Origin of the sequence: Nitrospira sp. KM1 (assembly GCF_011405515.1) — a bacterium.
Classification (GTDB): domain Bacteria; phylum Nitrospirota; class Nitrospiria; order Nitrospirales; family Nitrospiraceae; genus Nitrospira_C.
The window spans coordinates 3,112,535-3,132,410 of the sequence record NZ_AP022671.1; the positions used below are offsets into that span (position 1 = coordinate 3,112,535).

The following is a 19,876-nucleotide window of genomic DNA, read 5'->3' on the forward strand; positions in this document are numbered from 1 at the left end:
CGTGTCTTGGGTCTTGCGGAGTGTTGAGTTCCCGCCTCATTGTCAATTCCTCTCATCCCGGGTTGCGGTCGCATGTCGCTGGTTGTTCGGATTGTTGTCCCCGTGCGGGTCGCGCTCATGCGAGGGCGCCTGCTCGTGGCGATGTGAAATGAATTCGGACCTGTATGGATGAATTTCGTTCTCGGGTACGCTCTTTGATGGTCATTCGGGTCACGATTGTGACCCTCATGCTGGGACTCTCTCTGGTTTTTCAGGCGACGAGGGGCGAGCAAGAACAGACCTTCTATGTGCTGATTATCAGTACCTACGCGCTGACCATTCCCTCCGCGCTTCTGCTCCCTCGTTTACAATCTGGTCCTGCACTCACAACGTTCTTCTGGATGCAAGTCGGCATAGATTGTTTGCTCGAGACCATCTTGGTGGCCCGCACGGGCGGGGTCGAAAGTCCGTTCGCAGTTCTCTACATCGTCACGGTAACCGCGGCAAGTCTTGTCCCTCGGCGACGCACGGGACTGCTGGCGGCCTGCGGATGCATTATTCTCTTTGGCACGGTCACCAACCTGCAATTGTATGGGTTGGTAGAGAGATTCGGATGGTTGCCTCAAAGCCATCTGACGTTTCCCGAGACGTTTCAATCTTTCGGAGCCTATACCCTTGCGCTGTTGGTCGTGGGTCTCCTCGGTGAAACATTAGCGGATCAATTGCAGGAGACAGGCAGATCCTTACGCGAGAAGGAGATGGGCTTAACCATCCTGCAGGCGTTTCACGAAAACATCGTCCGTAGCATCAGCAGCGGAGTCTTTACCGCGGATGCACAGGGAGCCATTACGTCATTCAATCCCGCTGCTCAAGAAGCCACGGGTCACGACCTCGCCAAGGTGATCGGGCGTCCGTGGCGCGAAGTCTTCAATTGGCACCCCAACAACTCAGCTGACGACGTGACCTCGCAACCAGGCATGATCCGTTTCGAGGTCGAGTGTAAACGGGCGGATGGCGATCGACTTGTCTTGGGCATGACGCTGTCGCCACTTCACCAACAGGATAATGAAGATGGCCTTGTCGGAGTGTTCAAGGATTTGACAGAAATGAGAGATCTCGAAGAAGAAATGCGCAGAAAGGAGTGGCTCGCGAATCTCGGAGAAATGTCCGCCGGAATGGCCCATGAGATCCGTAATCCGCTGGGCGCGTTGGCGGGAGCGATGCAAATGTTGAGAAAGAGCGGGGTGGATGAAACGGACCGCCGACTTATGGACATTGCCATTCGAGAAGCGACACGGCTCGACACGATCATCACGGAGTTCTTGCAGTATGCACGTCCTCCGGCCCTCAACCTCGCCGAGCACGATATTAACAAAGTGCTTGCCGAGACTCTTGATCTGGTACAGCATGAGGCTCGAGCCCGGCCGAAGCTGACCATCGCGACCGCACTGGCAACCGAACCGCTTCCGGTCCAGGTAGATCAAGATCAAATCCGGCAAGTGTTCTGGAATCTCGCGACGAACGCCTTTGAAGCCATGCCGAACGGGGGGCAATTGGCGATTGGGACGGGACGTCGACACATCGATGTGAACGGCCGCAAAGGCGACGTCATCGAAATCAGTTTCCACGATCAGGGGGAAGGGATTGCGATACAGAATCTCGACAAGATCTTTCTCCCGTTCTTCACCACGAAGAAGTATGGATCGGGACTTGGACTAGCCGCCGTGCATCGGATTGTGGATCTCCATGATGGATGGATTAAAGTGGAGAGTGATCAGCAACAGGGAACTCAGTTTGTGGTGTGCCTGCCGCGCTCCGGTCACGGCGGCGTACGGCTGTGGCACGAAGGACGGACGCCGTGGAAAAGATCTTAGTCGTTGACGATGAGCAAAGCCTTCGCGAGGTCATGAGCATCATGCTTAAGCGTGCGGGATATGCCGTAACGGAAGCTTCCGACGGAGAAGAAGCCATTGGACAGATCAATAAGGACATCTTCGATCTCGTGATTACCGACCTTCGAATGCCAAGGGCGGACGGCATGGACGTCCTCAAAGCAGTCAAGTCGAACTCTCCAGAAACCGTAGTGCTGGTGGTCACCGCGTTTGCCACGGCCGACTCTGCCGTCGAGGCCATGAAGCAGGGAGCCTATGACTATCTGACTAAGCCGTTCCAAGTCGATGAAGTGCAGCTCATCGTTCGGAATGCGCTCGAAAAACGACGCCTGACGACCGAGAACATTCTCCTCAAACGCGAGATCGCCAGTCAGTCATCGTTCGCGCAGATCGTGGGTCAGAGCGATGCCATGAAGAAAGTCTTCGACGTGGTCAGAAAAGTCGCGGACGCGAAAAGCAACGTGTTGATCTGCGGCGAAAGCGGAACGGGAAAAGAATTGATCGCCCGTGCCATCCACTACAACAGCGCGCGAAGCCCGATGCCATTCGTGGCTGTGAATTGCAGTGCGGTTCCCGAGACGCTCCTCGAGAGCGAACTCTTCGGCCACGTAAAAGGGTCATTTACCGGCGCTGTGGCCAATAAGGCCGGTCTGTTCGAGGTTGCGAACGGAGGCACAATTTTCCTCGATGAAATCGGCGATACGACACCGACCATTCAGGTAAAGCTCCTGCGAGTGATCCAAGAGCGGGAGTTCCGCCGTGTGGGCGGCAATCAGGATATGAAGGTCGATGTCCGCGTGATCGCCGCCACGAATCGGGAATTGGAGAAGGCTGTGGCGGATGGATCGTTTCGTGAGGATCTGTATTATCGTCTCGATGTCATTCCCATCCGGCTTCCACCGTTGCGACTCCGAACGGGAGATATTCCGCTCCTGGCCAAACATTTCCTGGAGAAGTTCGCGAAGGAGGGCGGAAGGTCGGCTCCATCATTGACGCAAGACGCCGTGCAAGTCCTCCTCGGTCATGAATGGCGTGGAAATGTACGTGAATTGGAGAACCTGATCGAGCGCGTAGTGGCATTCTGTTCGGGAAAGGACGTTTCCGGAGCTGATATTCAAAGCTGGTTGCATCATGCCGTCGCCCCTCCGTCGCCTCAAGGGACACCAACCGATCTCCCCGAAGACGGGTTGGATCTCGAGGTATTGATCAACGGTATTGAAAAGGATCTGCTTCTAAAGGCCCTTGAACGCACCAAGTGGGTCAAGAAGAAAGCCGCGCGGCTATTGCGGCTCAATACACGCTCGTTTCGATACCGGCTGGAGAAGTATGCTATAAAAGGAGGCCGTGACTAAAAGTTTTCCAGCCTCGGATCCCACGCCACAGGATATTGTCACAGTCGCCGCTCCCGCCAAAATCAATCCGATACTGCGCATTCTGGACCGCCGTCCAGACGGTTACCATAATCTCTGGTCCGTCATGCAGACGGTGGGGCTCGAAGATGAGGTCCAGATGCGTCTCCTGCCGGGACGACACGACATTCGTCTCCACTGTGATACGGAACAGCTGGCTTCGGATCATACGAATCTCGTGTATCGGGCTGCTTCCGCAGCGATAGGCCGGTCTCGACGATCGACTGGTCTGGAGATTAAACTTTCAAAACGTATTCCAATGGGTGCGGGTCTCGGCGGTGGTAGCAGTGATGCTGCAGCCACCCTAATTGGACTCAACCGGCTGTTGAACATGCACTGGTCACGCGAGGAAATGGCGGCAATGGGCGAGCCTCTCGGTAGCGACGTGCCGTTTTTCCTCTTTGGCCCGTCAGCCGTCGTGTCCGGACGAGGAGAGAAGGTTCGACCAGTCAATATTGAAGGACCAAGGTGGGTGGTGCTAGTGAATCCAGGGTTTGGAATTGAGACCAGATGGGCCTACGCACAATTGGCGGCATCAAGATCTTCTGTGAATCCTGCATCGTGGCATCCTCCGCGCCCCTACGATGCTGAACATGTGACATGGGATCAACTGGCTCAAGACAGTGAAAATGATTTCGAAGGCCCTGTATATGCCAAGCATGGAATTTTAAAAGAGCTCACTCAAGCATTGAGAGATCAGGGAGCGGAAATGGCGCTGTTATCCGGAAGCGGGGCAACCGTTTTTGGGATATTTCGCCATGAAGTTGCGGCAAAATTGGCCCGTAAGCACTTCGATGGTCTTAAGAAGATACAAACATTTGTCGTGCAGACCTGTTCCGGGCCGCGTATCGTTCCCTAAAGCTGCAGAGTCTTCGTGTCTCTCGGTTGACAAGGCCTCAGCATTTCCGCTACATTTCAATCCCTCAGTTGGCTTCCTCAACAGCGCGCAGCGAATAGAGGTAGGCGGGTTCGAGAGTACGCCCACCGACGCCCGCCGTCGAGACGAACCACGTACGAAATTTGGACCGTTCCGGGCCGCCCGGATGTCCGTTTGAGGGATCGATGAGCAGAGAATTGATGATTTTCTCTGGCAACGCGAATCCGGCCCTCGCTCATGAGATTTGCGCCTATCTCGGCGTCAAACTTGGTGAGGCGACCGTGTCGTCATTCAGCGACGGCGAAATTCGGATCAAGATCGAAGAAAATGTGCGTGGGGCCGACGTTTTCGTTGTTCAATCGTCCTGTGAGCCGGTCAATGATTCGCTCATGGAATTATTGATCATGATCGATGCACTTAAGCGCTCATCGGCCAACCGCATCACGGCGGTCATTCCTTACTTCGGTTACGCCAGACAGGACCGTAAAGACCAGCCTCGAGTACCGATTTCGGCCAAGCTGGTGGCCGATCTGATCAGTACCGCCGGTACGGATCGTGTGCTGACGATGGATTTGCACGCAGGACAGATTCAGGGGTTTTTCAATGTTCCCGTGGACCATCTTTACGCCTTGCCTGTGCTACTGGATTACATCACAAAACAGAAATTGGCCGACCTGGTCGTCGTGTCGCCGGATGCAGGAGGCGTGGAGCGTGCCAGGGCATTTGCGAAACGCTTACAGGCGAATTTAGCCATCATCGACAAGCGGCGTGAGGGGCCGAATCAGACGCAGATCATGAATATCATCGGTGATGTCGAAGGGAAAAGCGCCCTCTTGTTAGACGACATGATCGATACAGCGGGTACGATCGTGCAAGGCGCTCGGGCCTGTGCTGACAAAGGCGCTCGTGAAGTCTGGACAGCCTGTACGCATGCGGTCCTTTCGGGACCTGCGCTCGAACGTCTCCAAAACTCCTGTCTCCGACAGGTCGTCATCACCAATACAATTCCAATGCGTGGGAAAGAGCAAGTCTGTCCTAAGTTGCATCAACTGTCAGTTGCCCCGCTCTTGGGCGAAGCGATCCGGCGCATTCATGAAGACGAGTCGGTCAGTTCCTTGTTTGCATAGCGCCGGCTGAATATTACGAGTTCTAACGTGGACGGAGGCGTGTCATGAAATTCGATTTGGCGGTCACGGTCAGAGAAAAAACGGGGAAAGGAGCCGCCAGGCAACTACGCCGCGACGGAAAAGTCCCGGGTGTGTTGTACGGGCAGGGAGAATGTCTGCTGCTGACGATAGAGCCGGATGCTTTGGTGAAGATACTCAAAACGCAGGCCGGCAGCACAGCATTGATCTCTTTGACTATCAATGGGGCCAAGTCGAAGCCGAAACGGACGGCGCTATTGAGGGATTTTCAGGTCGATCCCGTCGAAGGGCATGTCCTTCATGCCGACCTGTTCGAAATTTCAATGGAGAAGGCTATCCGGGTCAAGGTTCCCGTGCACGTCACGGGTGGCGTTCCGGTCGGCGTCAAGGAGGGTGGCATCCTTCATTTTAATATGCGCGAGCTGCATGTCGAATGTCTGCCTGGTGCACTGCCCGACTATATTGAAGTCGACGCGTCCCCGCTTGCGATCGGACAGGGGATTCACCTCAAAGAGATTGCAAAGCGCGATGGTGTTCGGTACCTCGATGATCCCGAGCAGATGGTCGTCAGTGTGGCAGTGCCCATGTCGGATGCCAAACTCGAAGCGCTTCTGACCAGCCAAGCTGCAGGGGCTGAGGGAGCCAAAGAACCGGAGGTTGCCATCAAAGGCAAGGTCGCGACCGAAGCGACTGAAGGAGGCGAGGCGGCGAAGGCGGGAGCGCCGGCTGCTGGGGCCGACGCAAAGGCCGCAGAAAAGAAAGAAGGAGCTGCGGCCGCTCCGAAGGCTGAGAAGAAAGAAGCCGAGAAGAAGAAGTAACCGTTGCGGCTGCTCGTTGGACTGGGTAATCCCGGGACTTCATACGCCCGGACCCGCCACAATGCCGGAATGTGGGTCCTTGAGCGGGCGGCTGCCCGATGGTCGGTACGTCTCTTCAGGCGGGGAGTGGCCTGCCGGGGAGCTGGGCGTATTGGCTCCGAAGCGCTTGAACTCGCCGGCACGCTTGACTATATGAACGTGACCGGCCCGCCGGTCAAAGGACTGCTCCGAGATCTCTCGCTCACTCCCGAAAGTCTTATCCTCATCCACGACGATCTTGATCTTGAACCCGGGCGACTCCGTATCAAACAAAACGGCGGTCACGGTGGACATAACGGAATCAAATCGATCGTCCAGGCTATCGGGACCTCACAGTTCGTACGGGTCAAAATCGGGATTGGACGTCCGATTCCGAGTGTCGACTCTGCGGACTACGTATTGGCGCCGGTGACGGCAGATGACATGGCCGTCATCGATCCTGTGCTGGAGCGGGCCGTCGACGCGCTGGAATGTCTAATCTCCCGCGGCGTCGATGTCGCGATGAATCAATTCAACATCAGGGATAATTCAGGCGACGAACAGGAAGGATAAGGTATGGGGCTCTGTTGCGGCATGATCGGGCTGCCGAACGTTGGAAAAACCACAGTCTTCAATGCATTGACCGGTGGGGGTGCACTGGCAGCCAACTATCCGTTTGCGACTGTCGATCCAAATACGGGCATTGCGCTGGTTCCCGATCCTCGGCTTCAAAGACTCACAAGCATTTTTGCGTCGAAGAAGACGACGTACAGCACGCTTGAGGTCCGTGACATCGCCGGGTTGGTGGAAGGGGCCAGTAAGGGAGAAGGTCTTGGCAACCAGTTTCTGGGGCACATCCGTGAAGTGGACGCCCTGCTCCATGTAGTTCGATGTTTCCAGGGAACGGACGTCGTACATGTCAGCGGCAGCGTCGATCCGATCCGCGACATCGGAGTCATCGAAACAGAGTTGATGCTGGCCGATCTCGACTCTCTGGAACGCCGCAGACAGAAAACCGAAAAGAAAGTGCGGGCTGGCGACAAGAAAGCCGCATTTGAAATCGAATTCCTTTCTCGTATGATCGGCAGATTGGACAAAGGTGAATGGCTGGGCAATCTGACCTACACCTCTGAAGAGCGCACGCTCTTGGATGAATGCCAGCTATTGTCCGCCAAACCGGTTCTATTCGTCGCGAACGTTTCGGAAAGCGGGGACACAGATGACGCTCTGGTCAAGACGGTGCGCACCTTTGCTGAGAAGCGCGGCGCGCGTGTCGTGACGATTTGTGGTCAGTTGGAAGCAGAATTGTCAACGCTGCCTGAGACCGAACGATCGGATTTCCTGGCAGGGATGGGGTTGACGGAATCAGGACTGGTCCGTCTCACGCGGGAAGCCTATGCCTTATTGAACCTCATCACGTTTTTCACAGCGGGAGAAATCGAGTCGCGTGCCTGGCCCATTGTGAAACAGACGAAGGCACCGCAGGCGGCAGGGAAGATCCACTCCGATATGGAACGGGGATTCATTCGTGCCGAGGTCTACACGTATGACGATCTCCTCGCGCATGGATCTGAAGCCAAAGTAAAGGAAAAAGGGTTGTTTCGTCTGGAAGGCAAAGAATATGTCATTCAAGAAGCGGATATCGTCTATTTTCGATTTAACGTATGATCAAACTGCTCTTATGCCTCCCATGACAATCAATTGATCCCTCTCTTCCACGGCTCGGCATTAGCGGACAATCGATACCCTCGTAAGATTTGGATCCCCTGGGGTCTGTGCCCTCTCATTATGGCGATGTTGGGGATGTTGGCGCCGCCGTCATTCACAGAGGCGGCAGAGATGAGGCTTGAATCTTTGCTCTTGAGGGGAGGCGTCAGCGGCAGTTCGGTGATTGGGGAAGAGCAACAGACGGATTTTGGTCAGATCGACCTTGCGCTCACCGCGAAGCTTCCGTGGCAATGGGAGGTCGGATCTGACTGGATTCTGGGAACTCGTCTCCTGACCTCTGCCGGGGCTCTCCGAGGAGCACATGAAACCAATGGAATATTCACGCTGATGCCGTTTGATGTCAGCTTCGGTCGAAAAGATCAACGCGTATCCATTGATATCGGCGTCGGCGGGGCCCTACTCACCGACTACAGATTTGGCAAGCAAAATTTCGGTGGACCGTTCCAATTTGTCTGGACATTCGGAGTGCGCAGCCGAATAGCCGGTCCCATCGGACTCGGCTATCATTTCCAACATTATTCCGATGCCGCGATGTACGGAAGTGATAGCCGCGGCGTTGATCTGCATCTCCTAGAACTCATCTACTGGTTCGAGCCCTATTGGTGAAGCGGAGACCAAACGTTCGTCATCCACTCGCTTTTGGGCGCTCATTCCTGCATGAAAGCCACGATCGTTCTGCACTACATAGCCTTGGTTGTCGGTTCATCAGCAAGCGCCTATCTCTCTTCACCGCGCATAGGCCGAAGTTGTCTTTCCCAGGAAACCGCGCTATCGTTGCTAACACATCAATCTGATTTTTTGCGCGCATCTAGTAGCGGACCCTGCTTCTAGGGATTTGTTGAACTGACCGTGCGATGCGTCTCAGTTCGCCGACAAAGCGTTTGTATTCCTCGCTGCGTCGGGCTGCGTCGGGCTGATGAAGGATCGCCGACGGATGGACTGTCACGAACACATTCGGACTCATGGACGTCTTCCATCGCCGATTTCTCATTTCATGCAAGCGGATAGCTTTGCCAAAGATAGCTTGTGCGGCCGTCGTCCCAAGACATACGATCGCGCGTGGCTTGATAGTCTGTACTTCAGCTTCCAGCCAAGGCCGGCAGGCGGCCAGCTCCTTGGCAGAAGGTTTCTTGTGCTTTCGGCGCTTGCTGAGGGGCTCCCACTTGAAGTGTTTGACCGCATTCGTCACATAGGTTTGTGTCCGGGCAATGCCGGCGTCTGCCAGCGCACGATCGAGAACCCTTCCTGCCGGTCCAATAAAGGGGCGGCCTGTCCGGTCTTCCTGGTCGCCCGGTTGTTCTCCCACGAAGAGTAACTCGGCGCGCGGCGGCCCATCCCCAAACACCGTTTGAGTAGCTTGCCGATAGAGATCGCATCCGGTACAGACTGCGGCGGCTCGTTTCAGTGCCGGCAGGGCCAGTCTGACGGGGATGAACGGAGCGGCGGATCGGTCATCACGGCGTTGCATGCATTCTCATACCACGGCTCTGGGGGTATGCGCGCCTCTGATTCTTGTTCCTTGCCTTCGAGCAATTGAAGATCATGAACCGTCAGGGTGACGGCGCCGAGCATTTCCTCGACAAGCCCGCGCACGATATACGGCCGGTCGGGTGCCAGGAGATGATGGCAGCGCCGATACACGTTCGGAAAGAGAGTCCCGTCATACAGGGCGGTGGTATCTTCAAGCGTGATAAATTCCATGGGCAGATCGCTTTTCGTGGTCACGGATTTTTCCGTGATCAACCAGCCGACCATTGTGATACGATGTCCGACAAAACGACCCATCCGGGAGGCCGGGACCGGTCGCAGTCGCTCGATTTGCCGCCGATAGAGGGTCAACGGATGGCGGCTTATCAAAAAACCAAACGATTCTCTTTCATGGAGCTGCTTCTGCAAAGCCGAGTAATCCTCAGGAACCGGCAACGGTCCAGAGGATAGGCAGGCCTCCGCATACAGCCGCCACAACAACGCCGGTCGCGTAAGCTCTCCGGCAATCGCATCACAGCAGCCGGCGCGAATCAATGCGCGTGCCTGACTTGGTTTCAAGTTGACGCGCTTCAAAAAATCTGAGAACGAACGAAAAGGACCGCCCTCCGTCCGTTTCTTGATGATCTGCTCACCAAGATCCTTGGAGATCGTCTTGACCTGCATCAAGCCCATGCGGATCCGATCCCCCTCACCGCGATACGCCCAGTCGCTGGCGTTAATATCCGGAGGGAGTATGGCGAGTCCCATCCGCCGTGCCTCGGAAAGATAGGCAAAGGTCGAATAGAACCCACCCTGGTTGCTGATGACCGCGGCCATAAACTCGGCCGGATGGTGCGCCCTAAGGTACGCAGCCTTGAACGATACCTGCGCATAGCTGGCTGAATGAGGCTTGCAAAAGCTATAGCCGGCGAAGCTCATGATCATCCGCCAAATCTGCTCGATCACGAGTGGCGAGGCACCGTTTCTGGCTGCTCCTTGGCAAAACTGTCTATAGTAATCACCCAACTGCCGCTCTTTATGCTTTTTGCTGATAATCTTGCGTAGTTGATCCGCGTCTTCCACGGAAAAATCCGCCAGGGCCATGGCGACTTTGGTGACATCTTCCTGATACACCATGATGCCGAACGTCTCGGCCAGAATAGGCTTCAGCTTCTCGTGCAATGGCTTGAATTGTTCGCCATGTGCCCGCCGTACAAAGTCATGGACGAAAGTGATGGCGGCAGGCCGGACAAGTGAGGAGACAACAACGAGATACTCGAAGACATCCGCAGTCGCCCGGCACGCGGCGGGCATGCCGCTCCACAGTTTTTTCAGCAACAACCTCGTGGCCGGTGATTCGACATAGAAGCAGCCGATAGTATCTCCGCGCTGGATTAGTTCTTTAGTGGCCTCGTCCTGCAATGGATCCCAGTACGCATAGTCGAGCAATCGTCCGGTATGGCTGGCGATCGCGGCCAGTGCATCGCGAATGACGGCCAGCGAGCGGTTTCCGAGTAGGTCGATCTTGACGAGTCCCGCCTCTTCTGCCTGGTCTTTTTCCCATTGAATGACGGGCCGCTGAGTCGTCGTCGATTCGATGGGCACGTACCGCCGGATGTCATCCGGCACGATTACGACTCCTCCGCAATGCTGGGAGAGATGTCGGAAATGATTCCGTGCTCCAAGAGCCTGATAGAGAATGTCGGGCCAGGGGGCATGTAATCGAAGGGATCCGGAAAGTTCATGCACCCATTGTTCGCGCGTCTGGGCTTTCAGAAACCCCTGCTGGCGCATGATGCGAGAGGAGATCGCCGTGATCTCTTGTGCCGGCATGCCATGGACTTTTGCGGTTTCGCGGATGGCTGCACGCAAGCCAAGGCTATTCTGGTTTGCCACCATGGCGATACGACCGGCGTATTGTTTGAATACATCGTTGATAATCTTGTCGCGCTCGTCCCACGGAAAGTCGATATCGATGTCGGGAGGATCCTTACGCCCGGAATTCAAAAACCGTTCAAAGAACAGCTTATGCGTGAGGGGGTCTACGTGGGTAATGCCCAGACAATAGGAGACAATCGAGGCGGCGACCGAACCTCGGCCGCACGTTAGGCGTGACCAGACAATGTCCTGGACGATCAGAAAGTAATGCGCAAACCGGTTGTCTCTGATGACTGCGAGTTCCTTTTCAATCCGTTCACGGATTTCATGGGAAACGACGCCGTAGCGGGCCGCGGCGCCTTCATACGTCTGTTTGCGCAGCTTGACGCACGCTGCTTCATCCGACAGTCCTTGAAAAGCGTGAACGACCAACTTACCGAACGTCCAATCGCTGTGACAGGCGCCGGCGATCCGCACCGTGTTCTCCAGCGCTTCCGGTACGTGAGGGAATTGCGACGTCATATGTTCGGGTGATGCCAGCCATTGAGTCGGTGAGCAGCAGGCTTCAGGCGGGAGACGAGACAGGGTGGTATTCAGATCAATGGCCCGCAAGAGACGATGGGTTTCGATGTCCGATGGGTTTGCAAAATACACTCGATTGGAGGCGACGGGAGGCACTCCGGTACGTCGGCTCCATTGGACGGCCCGATGCATGGCCGGGCCCGGTGTCAACTCGACATACAGGTCTTGGCGGGCATCATGCCCCCAGGCCGTGAGCGCCTCTTCGTCATCGGTGATGAGAATCAGTCCGCTGCGATGACGGGCAACCGCAGTGACAAAATCAAAGGAGGAACCGGAGTGCCGTTCGGACAAGAGGCGGCATAAGTTAGAATAACCCTCCAGAGTTTTGATCAGTAATACGGTGCGATGTTCGCCCGCCGTCAATTCGGCGCCGAGAATAGGCCGTATCCCGTAGTGACGCGCTTCCTCGATGAATCTGATGGCGCCATACAGTCCGTTGGTATCCGTGACGGCGAGGGAGGTCATGCCGTATCTTTTCGCCGACTCGCAAAGCACGGCGAGTGGTGACACCCCGCGCATCGGAGAATAATCCGAATGCACGTGAAGATGAATGAACTTGGAAGGCGTCATCGTGAGGTTCGCCCACGGGAGATGGCTCCTGTTCCCCATTTTTCCCGGATTTGATCCAATGCGAGGGAGAGCCGATGATGCGCCGTCGGCTCAGTGCCGGCCGTCGACACAAACAGGGATAATTGCTCATGCGGGAATTCCAGGCGATCAGCGCAAAGTACCATTCGTCTGAGCCGGACACGGCGACGGAAGCCGCGTATCAGCAAGTGTGTCAGCACCGGCTGAAGATCGGCCTCCCAGCAGGTGGCGCATGGAAGGAATTGGCGTACGATCCGTTCGTTCCCATCGCTGTGACGGATGGTCAAGCACAGCCGCCGGCAGGTTCGTCGTTGTTGCCGAAGTGCCATGCAGAGTTGTTCCGATAGCTCGTAGAGCCGCCCTAAAAGATAGTGATAATCCACTTCACCAGGCGTCAGATCGACCGAACGTTCGATGGAGGGTTGTGCGATCGGCGGTCGCACAGGAGAGGAGTCGATCCCAAGCGCCCAGTTACGAAGGGACTCGGCCGCTGAGCCAAATGCCGATTTCAGATGGTCTGGTGACACGTCGGCAATGGATCCGAACGTCCGGAGGTTTAAATCGTCCAGACGACGTTTGATGTGAGACGCCTGCACATGGTGGAGTCCTGGGAGCAACATGGTTGGTAACGGTGCAAGGAACGACCGTTCCGAGCCGGCATGAACAGAGAGTATTCGTGTCGGGCGGTCGAGAGACGTGGCGGCAAGTTGAGCGACCAACTTACTGCCGCCCAGTCCAATGACGCTGTCCAATCCCTGCATGTGCATAATCTCCCGTCCGATACGTGTCGCGGTATCCATGGGAGCGCCAAAGAGGCGGGTGGTGCCGGTCAGATCAAGAAACAATGAGCCTGGGCGGATCGATTCCCATACCGGTGCAAAATAGGCGATACGAGATTGTAATTCTCGATGCGCGGCTTCGAGCCGCCAAAGGTCAGAAAGGACAATGCGCAGGGCAGGGCATAACCGGCCGGCCACGTCAACCGACATGCCAGGCATCACTCCTTCGTCGAACGCTTCTTGAGAAGTTTCTCGAATCAATGCTCGGGATACCCGAGACGAGACGGCAGCCACAGGCCGATGTCGCAATGAAGGTTCATGCTTCCTGGCAAGTGCGATTGCGAATGATGGAATTTGAAAACAGACGATAGAACGGTCGACCATGTAGCCAATGGTTACAAATAATATCGTGCAGAGTCAATCCCTCAAACCGATATAAAAAATTACAGGCAGCTGTAGGGAGAGACCGTTCTATTCCATGGTCAAGGTTTTTAGCGGGAAGTTTTAGCAGGATGTTGAAAAAGTCCTCTTGCCTGAAGACCTTTTTGAACATCCTGTGAGTTCTTCCGACCCGATCAGTGATCATACGGCTCTGTGTTTTCCGGGTCCAAAACAATTTTTCAACAGCCTGTTAGGGCTCCTTAACAGAGGAGCGTGTGCTAACGATGCACACTGAAAGAAACGAAGAGACACTAAATTGAACGAGCAAGTAATTGACAGATATTTTATTGCTATGTTACGTTTCCCATTTCGCACGATTCATTAGCGCGCGCTTACACCTCGCTCCCGACTGGTTCGGGGGCCTTTGTCCAGGAGGATCTCCGCATGGAACTCTACGAGTCTCTCTTTATCATTCGTCCGTCCATTACAGACGAAGAAACGAATGCCCTCATTGAAAAGATGAAAGCGGTGGCCGAAAAGACCGGCGCTCAATTCATCAAATCGGAAAATTGGGGACGTAAGAAGCTCGCATACGAAGTCCGGCGTGAACGCAAGGGCACGTATGTCTATTTTTATTTCAAGGGGCCGAATAATACCGTCGGCGAATTGGAACGGGCGTATCGTCTGGAAGACAATATCATCAAGTTTCTGACCGTCCACCTTGAAAAGGAACTGGTACCGCGGCGCGCTCCTGAGGCGCCCTCAGAGGAGTTTGCCGGTGGCCGGATTTAACAAAGTCGTCCTTCTCGGAAATCTGACGCGCAATCCTGAATTGCGGTACACACCGAACGGAACTCCCGTGGCGACTTTGGGCCTGGCGGTCAGCCGGCGATACCGACAGGGCGAGGAATTGAAAGAAGAAGTATGTTTTGTGGATGTGGTCGTATTCGGGAAGCAGGCGGAGCATTGTGGGCAATATTTGAGCAAAGGCAATGGAGTTATCGTCGATGGGCGGTTGCAGCAGCGGCGTTGGGAAACGGATGACGGTCAGAAGCGCAGCAAACATGAAGTGGTTGCACAGACCGTGACGTTCATGCCGAAGCGTACTGACAGCGGCTCGAGTCAAGAGGCTCCGGCGCACGACGAACCGCACTACGATTACGAAGAGCAGCAGTAACTATTTCGAAGGAGCAACGCATGGAACGCGAACGTGCTGGCGGTGGTGGGCGGGGTGATGGAGGTGGAGGAGGCGGACGGTTTTTTCAGCGCCGCAGACCCTGCCGGTTTTGCATTGAAAAAGGTTCGATTGATTTTAAAGATGTGGGGCTGTTGCGTAATTTTTTGACGGAACGCGGCCGCATCGTGCCTCGGCGCATCTCCGGCAACTGCTTGGGGCATCAACGCGAATTGACCACGGCGGTCAAACGAGCCCGTCACATCGCACTCATCAGTTTCGCCGAAGAACGGTAAGGACCGAGCCGGGATGTCGCTGCACACGGATGTTACGATGAATATTCTCACTCCGCTGGTTGCGGACATTACAGCCGAAGGACGTTCTTTTGTGGGCGATGTATCGGCTGAGGAGTTGGAATTGTCTGATGCCGACACGGTGCTCCGGGGTCCGTTGTCCGTCAGCTTGGATCTGCTCAAAGCGGACGAGATCATTGCCGTGACGGGAGTGATCGAAGGCACAGCGATCCGGCAATGCGTGCGGTGTTTGAAAGAGTATGACGAGGCCCTGGTGTTTTCAGTACGCGCCGCGTATTCCCGCGAGGGGAAAGAAGCGAAAAAGGAACCCAAGCCGCTCGGGGGACATCAAAAACCAGGGAGCTCGGACTCAAAACATTCTGGCTTCAGCAAACGCGAGACGGGCTCGGACGAGGATGTGGACGATGACGGCTATTTGTATCAAGGCGATCATCTGGAATTAGGACCGATGCTGCGTGAGCATGTGATCTTGGCCGCACCGATGCAACCATTGTGTCGAAGCGAATGTGCAGGCTTATGTGCCCGTTGCGGAAAAGACCTCAATGCAGGACCCTGTCAGTGTCCGGCAGAGCCACAGTCCGGTTCTATTCGAATCATTCGAAGTACAAAGTAGAGTCTTCATTCATATGCATGGAACTTGATTCGGCTGTTGCCGAGTGGTTGGAGGAACGCGCGATGCCAAATCCGAAACATAAACATTCCAGGGCCAGAAGAGACAAGCGGCGCACCCAGAAGCTGCGCATCACTCCGCCAGGGATGGCTGTGTGTCCGCAATGTCATGAATTGAAGCTTCCCCACTATACCTGTCTGAATTGCGGCACCTACAAAGGCAAGGCGGTCATCCAAGTCGAAGAAGTTTAGCGACTAGCCCCACCAGGTCCGTCCCCATGGGGTGGGCCGTAGTCCGTTGTGGAAATTGATTTACTGCGCTAAGCTCTCGCCGCAACGACAGAATTGCCAAGAAGGCGTTCGTCCATCTGAATCTCCGATCGCACATTGCCTGTGACAACACCTGTCAGGATGAAAATTGCGCTTGATGCGATGGGTGGTGACCATGGGCCGGCCCCGTGCATCGAGGGTGCGCTCCAAGCCGCCCAAGAGATGAATATTGATGTCATTCTGGTCGGCGACGAGAAAATTCTTGCCGATGAATGCCACCGCCTCGGATGTACAGACGGACGGCTCACCATCAAGCATGCACCCCAAGTCGTGGAGATGCATGAATCTCCGGCTGCCGTGGCCCGAAAAAAGCGAAATTCGTCCATCTGGATTGCGACGGAACTGGTGAAAAGTGGCGATGCCGGCGCGGTCGTGAGTCCGGGCAATACCGGAGCCAGTATGGTCTCATCGTTTTTTGTGCTGGGCCTGAGCAAGGGTGTGGAGCGACCCGCCATTGCGACGAGCCTTCCCACCCTGACCGGCGAAGCCATCATGCTGGATGTCGGAGCCAATGTGGATTGTACGGCTCAGCACCTGACCCAGTTCGCTATCATGGGAAACGAATACGGCAAGCACCTGTTTCGGAAACCGAATCCGCGCGTGGGTTTATTGAGCATCGGCGAGGAGGACAGCAAGGGCAATGAGGTGACGAAGGAAGCGTTTAAATTATTGAAAAACAGCGCGTTGAACTTCGTCGGCAATGTCGAGGGCCGTGATGTGTACAGCGGCAACGCAGACGTGGTCGTCTGTGACGGATTCATCGGCAATGTCGCGCTCAAAATTTCTGAAGGCGTCGCCGATACGATCAAGAAGCTGCTGTTTAAGGAGATTTCTGCCTCTTTTCTGGGAAGGCTTGCCTATCCGCTCATCGCCGGGCCGCTTCTCAAACTCAAACGAAGGATCGACTACGCCGAATTCGGCGGTGCGCCGCTGCTCGGCGTCAACGGGATCACCATGATCTGTCACGGCCGCTCCTCCGCCAAGGCGATCAAGAACGCCATCCGGCGGGCCAAGGGATTGGCCGAACGGCGCGTCCATGAACTGATCCAACGAGATATCGACGAAGGTCTTGAGCAGCAAGAACCGCCGGCGGACCCGGCATCATGAAGGCCAGGATCAGCGGCACCGGCTCATACGTTCCCCCAAAGGTACTGACCAATACCGATTTGGAGAGTATGGTCGCGACGTCGGACCAATGGATCACGGAGCGGACAGGGATTCGAGAGCGCCGTCTGGCGGGAGTCGGGGAGGCCTGTTCGGACCTTGGAGTCAAGGCCTCGCTGCAGGCATTGCGGAACGCCAATGTTCGCCCGATAGACCTGGATCTCATCCTCCTTGCCACCTGCACGGGAGATTACCCACTCCCCGCGACCGCCTGTCTCATTCAACATCGATTGGGTGCGACACGTGCCGCGGCCTGCGATCTGTCCGCCGCCTGCTGCGGATTTGTATATGCCCTGTCTGTCGCGGATGCCTATGTCAAAACGGGTATGCGCCACGTATTGGTGATCGGAGCCGAAGTAATGTCTTCGATCATGGATTGGACCGATCGAAATACATGCATCTTATTCGGCGACGGAGCGGGTGCGGCAGTCGTCAGTGCAAGTGAGGGGGACCGGGGCATCCTTTCCACGCACCTTCGCTCCGACGGGGCGCTGCATGATCTTATTGCCGTTCCGGGAGGCGGCTCTCGCCAGCCATTGTCGGACAAGGTCATTGCGGAGAAGATGCACTGTATCAAGATGAAAGGGAACGAAACCTTTAAAGTGGCAGTGAGGATGTTGGAAGAGATTGCCCGTGAAACGTTGGCCGCCAACAACTACGGCGTGGAGGATCTCGACCTCTATGTGCCGCATCAAGCGAATATGCGCATTCTCAAAGCGGTGGCCGACCGGCTCGGACTTCCGTCAGAAAAGGTCATGCTCAACCTCGATCGCTATGGAAATACTTCAGCGGCATCAGTCCCGATCGCCCTCGATGAGGCCGTCCAACAGGGCAGGATCAAGCCCGGATCACTCGTCATGCTCGGCGCGTTTGGTGCGGGACTCACATGGGCTTCGGCCTTGCTTCGATGGTAAGAAAAGCCGTCTCTCCGCAATGAGTTCAGTCAACTTTTCCCGTTGACTTTCAACAGTATTTCGAAGATATCTACCAGCTTATGACTTCAGCAATCGGGTTGGTCTTTCCGGGACAAGGGTCGCAATCTGTCGGCATGGGAAAGACTCTCGTGGACACCCACCCTTCGCTTCAAGCCGTGTATAACGAAGCGTCTTCCGTTCTCGGGTACGATGTTGCAGCCCTCTGTTTCGAAGGACCAGCGGAACGGCTGAATTTGACGGAATTTACTCAGCCGGCGTTGCTCGTGAGCAGCGTGGCAGCCTTGCGGGCGCTGGACCTGAGAAAGGCCAAACCAATAGCGGTGGCCGGCCACAGTCTGGGAGAGTATTCTGCCCTCGTGGCAGCCGGTGGACTTGCCTACCGTGATGCCGTCAGCATTGTTCAGAAACGTGGCAGGTATATGTCCGAAGCCGTGGCTCCGGGCACCGGACTCGTCGCTGCGCTCTTGGGGCTTTCAGCCGACATGGTCAGGGACGTGTGTCGTGAGGCGTCCCCGGTTGGAGTGGTCCAGGCGGCGAACTTCAACTCGCCTGGGCAAATCGTAATCGCAGGTGAGAAGCCGGCGGTGGAGCGGGCCATCGTACTGGCCAAGGAAAAAGGATGCAAAAAGGCCATTCCCCTTCCCGTGAGTGTGCCGGTACATACGCCGCTGATGCAGACGGCCGCCGACCGACTGGCGCAAGACCTCGCCGCGATCCGTTGGTCTGATCTCAGCAGTCCCTTGATCAACAATGCCGAAGCCAAACGGATTGAGAAGGCGGGAGAAATTCAACCGTCCCTCGTCCGGCAGCTTCCATCATCGGTTTTATGGGAGGATTCGATCAAGGCCATGGCGTCGATGGGTGTCAAACACTTCATCGAGGTGGGACCTGGTACAGTATTGGCTGGGTTGATCAAGCGAATCGTACCTGAGGCAGTCACACTCAACGTATATGATCCAAAGTCGCTGGACGCGACGCAGACCGCTTTGGAAGCAGCAACGTAAGGAGCTACGGATGTCATTACAGGGCCGTGTCGCAATCGTCACCGGTGCGGCGCAGGGAATTGGTCGCGCCATCGCAGAAACGCTGGCCAAGGCCGGCGCGGACATTGTGGTGGCCGATCTTGATCCAGCGCGATCGCAGGAAACGGTGACAGCAGTGGAACAGGCGGGGCGGAAGGCGCTCAATATCAAAGTCAACGTGGCGAATGCCGGGGATGCCAAGGCCATGGCCGAACAGGTTGTCACTGCCTGGGGGAAGATCGATATTCTCGTAAACAATGCGGGTATTACTCGCGACGGCCTGCTGCTCCGGATGAAAGAAGAGGACTGGAATCTTGTCCTACAGGTCAATTTGAACGGGACCTTCAATTGCACGAAGGCCGTCTTGCAGCCGATGACCAAACAGCGTTATGGTCGCATCGTCAATATCGCGTCGATTGTGGGAGCAATGGGCAATGTGGGGCAGGCGAATTACGCCGCCTCGAAGGCCGCTGTGATCGGCTTTAGTAAAACCGTCGCACGCGAATATGCCAGCCGAAATGTGACCGTGAACGCCGTGGCGCCTGGTTTTATCGATACGGCGATGACCCAAGGATTGACAGCCGAGGTCAAGGAGATGTTGCAGAAGCAGATTCCTCTGGGGCGACTAGGGACTCCTGCTGATATTGCCGCGGCGGTCAGATTTCTGGTATCCGAGGAGGCGGCGTATGTGACCGGGCATGTCCTGCACGTGAATGGAGGCATGTTGATGTCCTGAGCACGCATGGATGATTTGCGGGCATGAATGAACAGCAGGTTGCGAATGATA

At 55.7% G+C, this 19,876-nt stretch carries 20 protein-coding genes; 17 read left to right on the forward strand and 3 right to left on the reverse strand.

Annotated features, from left to right (window positions below):
• The first annotated feature begins 164 nt into the window (after positions 1 to 164).
• The 8 genes from W02_RS14640 to W02_RS14675 all read left to right on the forward strand — a co-directional run bounded on the left by W02_RS14640 (position 165) and on the right by W02_RS14675 (position 8,472).
• Entirely contained in the window at positions 165 to 1,853 is a 1,689-nt protein-coding gene (locus tag W02_RS14640) for a nitrogen regulation protein NR(II) (protein WP_173048969.1), read from the forward strand.
• Positions 1,838 to 3,223 carry a sigma-54 dependent transcriptional regulator gene (locus W02_RS14645; RefSeq protein ID WP_173048971.1) on the forward strand — a complete coding sequence of 462 codons (1,386 nt, stop codon included), beginning with the start codon at positions 1,838 to 1,840 and terminating at the stop codon, positions 3,221 to 3,223. Before W02_RS14640 ends, W02_RS14645 begins: the two co-directional genes overlap by 16 nt.
• Positions 3,216 to 4,139: a 4-(cytidine 5'-diphospho)-2-C-methyl-D-erythritol kinase gene (gene ispE, locus W02_RS14650; RefSeq protein WP_173048973.1), complete on the forward strand. Its 924-nt coding sequence runs from the start codon at positions 3,216 to 3,218 to the stop codon at positions 4,137 to 4,139. Before W02_RS14645 ends, ispE begins: the two co-directional genes overlap by 8 nt.
• A gap of 203 nt (positions 4,140 to 4,342) precedes the next feature.
• Positions 4,343 to 5,284 carry a ribose-phosphate pyrophosphokinase gene (locus W02_RS14655; protein WP_173048975.1) on the forward strand — a complete coding sequence of 314 codons (942 nt, stop codon included), beginning with the start codon at positions 4,343 to 4,345 and terminating at the stop codon, positions 5,282 to 5,284.
• A gap of 44 nt (positions 5,285 to 5,328) precedes the next feature.
• Positions 5,329 to 6,120 (forward strand): 50S ribosomal protein L25, encoded by a 792-nt coding sequence (locus tag W02_RS14660; protein ID WP_173048977.1) that lies wholly within the window; start codon positions 5,329 to 5,331, stop codon positions 6,118 to 6,120.
• A gap of 3 nt (positions 6,121 to 6,123) precedes the next feature.
• Positions 6,124 to 6,711, forward strand: coding sequence for an aminoacyl-tRNA hydrolase (pth, locus tag W02_RS14665; RefSeq protein ID WP_173048979.1), 588 nt, complete (start codon positions 6,124 to 6,126; stop codon positions 6,709 to 6,711).
• A 3-nt stretch (positions 6,712 to 6,714) separates the two neighbouring features.
• Complete coding sequence (gene ychF / locus W02_RS14670; RefSeq protein WP_173048981.1) at positions 6,715 to 7,806, forward strand: redox-regulated ATPase YchF; 1,092 nt, start codon at positions 6,715 to 6,717, stop codon at positions 7,804 to 7,806.
• A 171-nt stretch (positions 7,807 to 7,977) separates the two neighbouring features.
• Positions 7,978 to 8,472 (forward strand): acyloxyacyl hydrolase, encoded by a 495-nt coding sequence (locus W02_RS14675; RefSeq protein WP_173048983.1) that lies wholly within the window; start codon positions 7,978 to 7,980, stop codon positions 8,470 to 8,472.
• A 202-nt stretch (positions 8,473 to 8,674) separates the two neighbouring features.
• Here the strand turns inward: W02_RS14675 and W02_RS14680 are convergent, their stop codons facing one another.
• From W02_RS14680 to W02_RS14690, 3 genes are read right to left on the reverse strand one after another with little or no spacing between them, the layout of a single operon-like run.
• A complete protein-coding gene (locus tag W02_RS14680) occupies positions 8,675 to 9,334 on the reverse strand; it encodes a UdgX family uracil-DNA binding protein (protein ID WP_173048985.1) in 660 nt (219 codons plus the stop codon).
• Positions 9,268 to 12,402: a DNA polymerase III subunit alpha gene (locus W02_RS14685; RefSeq protein ID WP_370467943.1), complete on the reverse strand. Its 3,135-nt coding sequence runs from the start codon at positions 12,400 to 12,402 to the stop codon at positions 9,268 to 9,270. The genes W02_RS14680 and W02_RS14685 overlap by 67 nt, the downstream gene beginning before the upstream one ends.
• Positions 12,360 to 13,544 (reverse strand): hypothetical protein, encoded by a 1,185-nt coding sequence (locus tag W02_RS14690; protein WP_173048989.1) that lies wholly within the window; start codon positions 13,542 to 13,544, stop codon positions 12,360 to 12,362. The genes W02_RS14685 and W02_RS14690 overlap by 43 nt, the downstream gene beginning before the upstream one ends.
• 441 nt (positions 13,545 to 13,985) lie before the next feature.
• On the opposite strand from W02_RS14690, the gene rpsF reads away from it, so the two are divergent.
• The 9 genes from rpsF (at position 13,986) to fabG (ending at position 19,825) form a co-directional block, all read left to right on the forward strand.
• Positions 13,986 to 14,333, forward strand: a complete 348-nt coding sequence (gene rpsF, locus W02_RS14695) for a 30S ribosomal protein S6 (protein ID WP_173048990.1) — start codon at positions 13,986 to 13,988, stop codon at positions 14,331 to 14,333.
• A complete protein-coding gene (locus W02_RS14700) occupies positions 14,320 to 14,718 on the forward strand; it encodes a single-stranded DNA-binding protein (RefSeq protein ID WP_173048992.1) in 399 nt (132 codons plus the stop codon). The genes rpsF and W02_RS14700 overlap by 14 nt, the downstream gene beginning before the upstream one ends.
• A 20-nt stretch (positions 14,719 to 14,738) precedes the next feature.
• Entirely contained in the window at positions 14,739 to 15,011 is a 273-nt protein-coding gene (rpsR, locus tag W02_RS14705) for a 30S ribosomal protein S18 (RefSeq protein WP_173048994.1), read from the forward strand.
• 37 nt (positions 15,012 to 15,048) lie between these two features.
• Complete coding sequence (locus W02_RS14710; protein WP_173048996.1) at positions 15,049 to 15,642, forward strand: DUF177 domain-containing protein; 594 nt, start codon at positions 15,049 to 15,051, stop codon at positions 15,640 to 15,642.
• Between the two features lie 62 nt (positions 15,643 to 15,704).
• Positions 15,705 to 15,890: a 50S ribosomal protein L32 gene (rpmF, locus tag W02_RS14715; protein WP_173048997.1), complete on the forward strand. Its 186-nt coding sequence runs from the start codon at positions 15,705 to 15,707 to the stop codon at positions 15,888 to 15,890.
• 159 nt (positions 15,891 to 16,049) lie between these two features.
• Positions 16,050 to 17,075 (forward strand): phosphate acyltransferase PlsX, encoded by a 1,026-nt coding sequence (gene plsX / locus W02_RS14720; RefSeq protein ID WP_173048999.1) that lies wholly within the window; start codon positions 16,050 to 16,052, stop codon positions 17,073 to 17,075.
• On the forward strand, positions 17,069 to 18,046 hold the full coding sequence (locus W02_RS14725) for a beta-ketoacyl-ACP synthase III (protein WP_370467987.1): 978 nt from the start codon (positions 17,069 to 17,071) through the stop codon (positions 18,044 to 18,046). Before plsX ends, W02_RS14725 begins: the two co-directional genes overlap by 7 nt.
• Before the next feature lie 80 nt (positions 18,047 to 18,126).
• Positions 18,127 to 19,071, forward strand: coding sequence for an ACP S-malonyltransferase (fabD, locus tag W02_RS14730; protein ID WP_173049004.1), 945 nt, complete (start codon positions 18,127 to 18,129; stop codon positions 19,069 to 19,071).
• 10 nt (positions 19,072 to 19,081) lie between these two features.
• A complete protein-coding gene (gene fabG, locus W02_RS14735; RefSeq protein WP_173049006.1) occupies positions 19,082 to 19,825 on the forward strand; it encodes a 3-oxoacyl-[acyl-carrier-protein] reductase in 744 nt (247 codons plus the stop codon).
• Positions 19,826 to 19,876: the final 51 nt, after the last annotated feature.

Bases quoted from the DNA above. Each gene is read 5' to 3' on its own strand.
- W02_RS14640 (WP_173048969.1), top strand. From the start codon at position 165: ATGGATGAATTTCGTTCTCGGGTACGCTCTTTGATGGTCATTCGGGTC.
- W02_RS14655 (WP_173048975.1), top strand. From the start codon at position 4,343: ATGAGCAGAGAATTGATGATTTTCTCTGGCAACGCGAATCCGGCCCTC.
- W02_RS14660 (WP_173048977.1), top strand. From the start codon at position 5,329: ATGAAATTCGATTTGGCGGTCACGGTCAGAGAAAAAACGGGGAAAGGA.
- ychF (WP_173048981.1), top strand. From the start codon at position 6,715: ATGGGGCTCTGTTGCGGCATGATCGGGCTGCCGAACGTTGGAAAAACC.
- W02_RS14675 (WP_173048983.1), top strand. From the start codon at position 7,978: ATGAGGCTTGAATCTTTGCTCTTGAGGGGAGGCGTCAGCGGCAGTTCG.
- W02_RS14680 (WP_173048985.1), bottom strand. From the start codon at position 9,334: ATGCAACGCCGTGATGACCGATCCGCCGCTCCGTTCATCCCCGTCAGA.
- W02_RS14685 (WP_370467943.1), bottom strand. From the start codon at position 12,402: ATGGGGAACAGGAGCCATCTCCCGTGGGCGAACCTCACGATGACGCCT.
- W02_RS14690 (WP_173048989.1), bottom strand. From the start codon at position 13,544: ATGGTCGACCGTTCTATCGTCTGTTTTCAAATTCCATCATTCGCAATC.
- rpsF (WP_173048990.1), top strand. From the start codon at position 13,986: ATGGAACTCTACGAGTCTCTCTTTATCATTCGTCCGTCCATTACAGAC.
- rpsR (WP_173048994.1), top strand. From the start codon at position 14,739: ATGGAACGCGAACGTGCTGGCGGTGGTGGGCGGGGTGATGGAGGTGGA.
- W02_RS14710 (WP_173048996.1), top strand. From the start codon at position 15,049: ATGAATATTCTCACTCCGCTGGTTGCGGACATTACAGCCGAAGGACGT.
- rpmF (WP_173048997.1), top strand. From the start codon at position 15,705: ATGCCAAATCCGAAACATAAACATTCCAGGGCCAGAAGAGACAAGCGG.
- plsX (WP_173048999.1), top strand. From the start codon at position 16,050: ATGAAAATTGCGCTTGATGCGATGGGTGGTGACCATGGGCCGGCCCCG.
- fabD (WP_173049004.1), top strand. From the start codon at position 18,127: ATGACTTCAGCAATCGGGTTGGTCTTTCCGGGACAAGGGTCGCAATCT.
- fabG (WP_173049006.1), top strand. From the start codon at position 19,082: ATGTCATTACAGGGCCGTGTCGCAATCGTCACCGGTGCGGCGCAGGGA.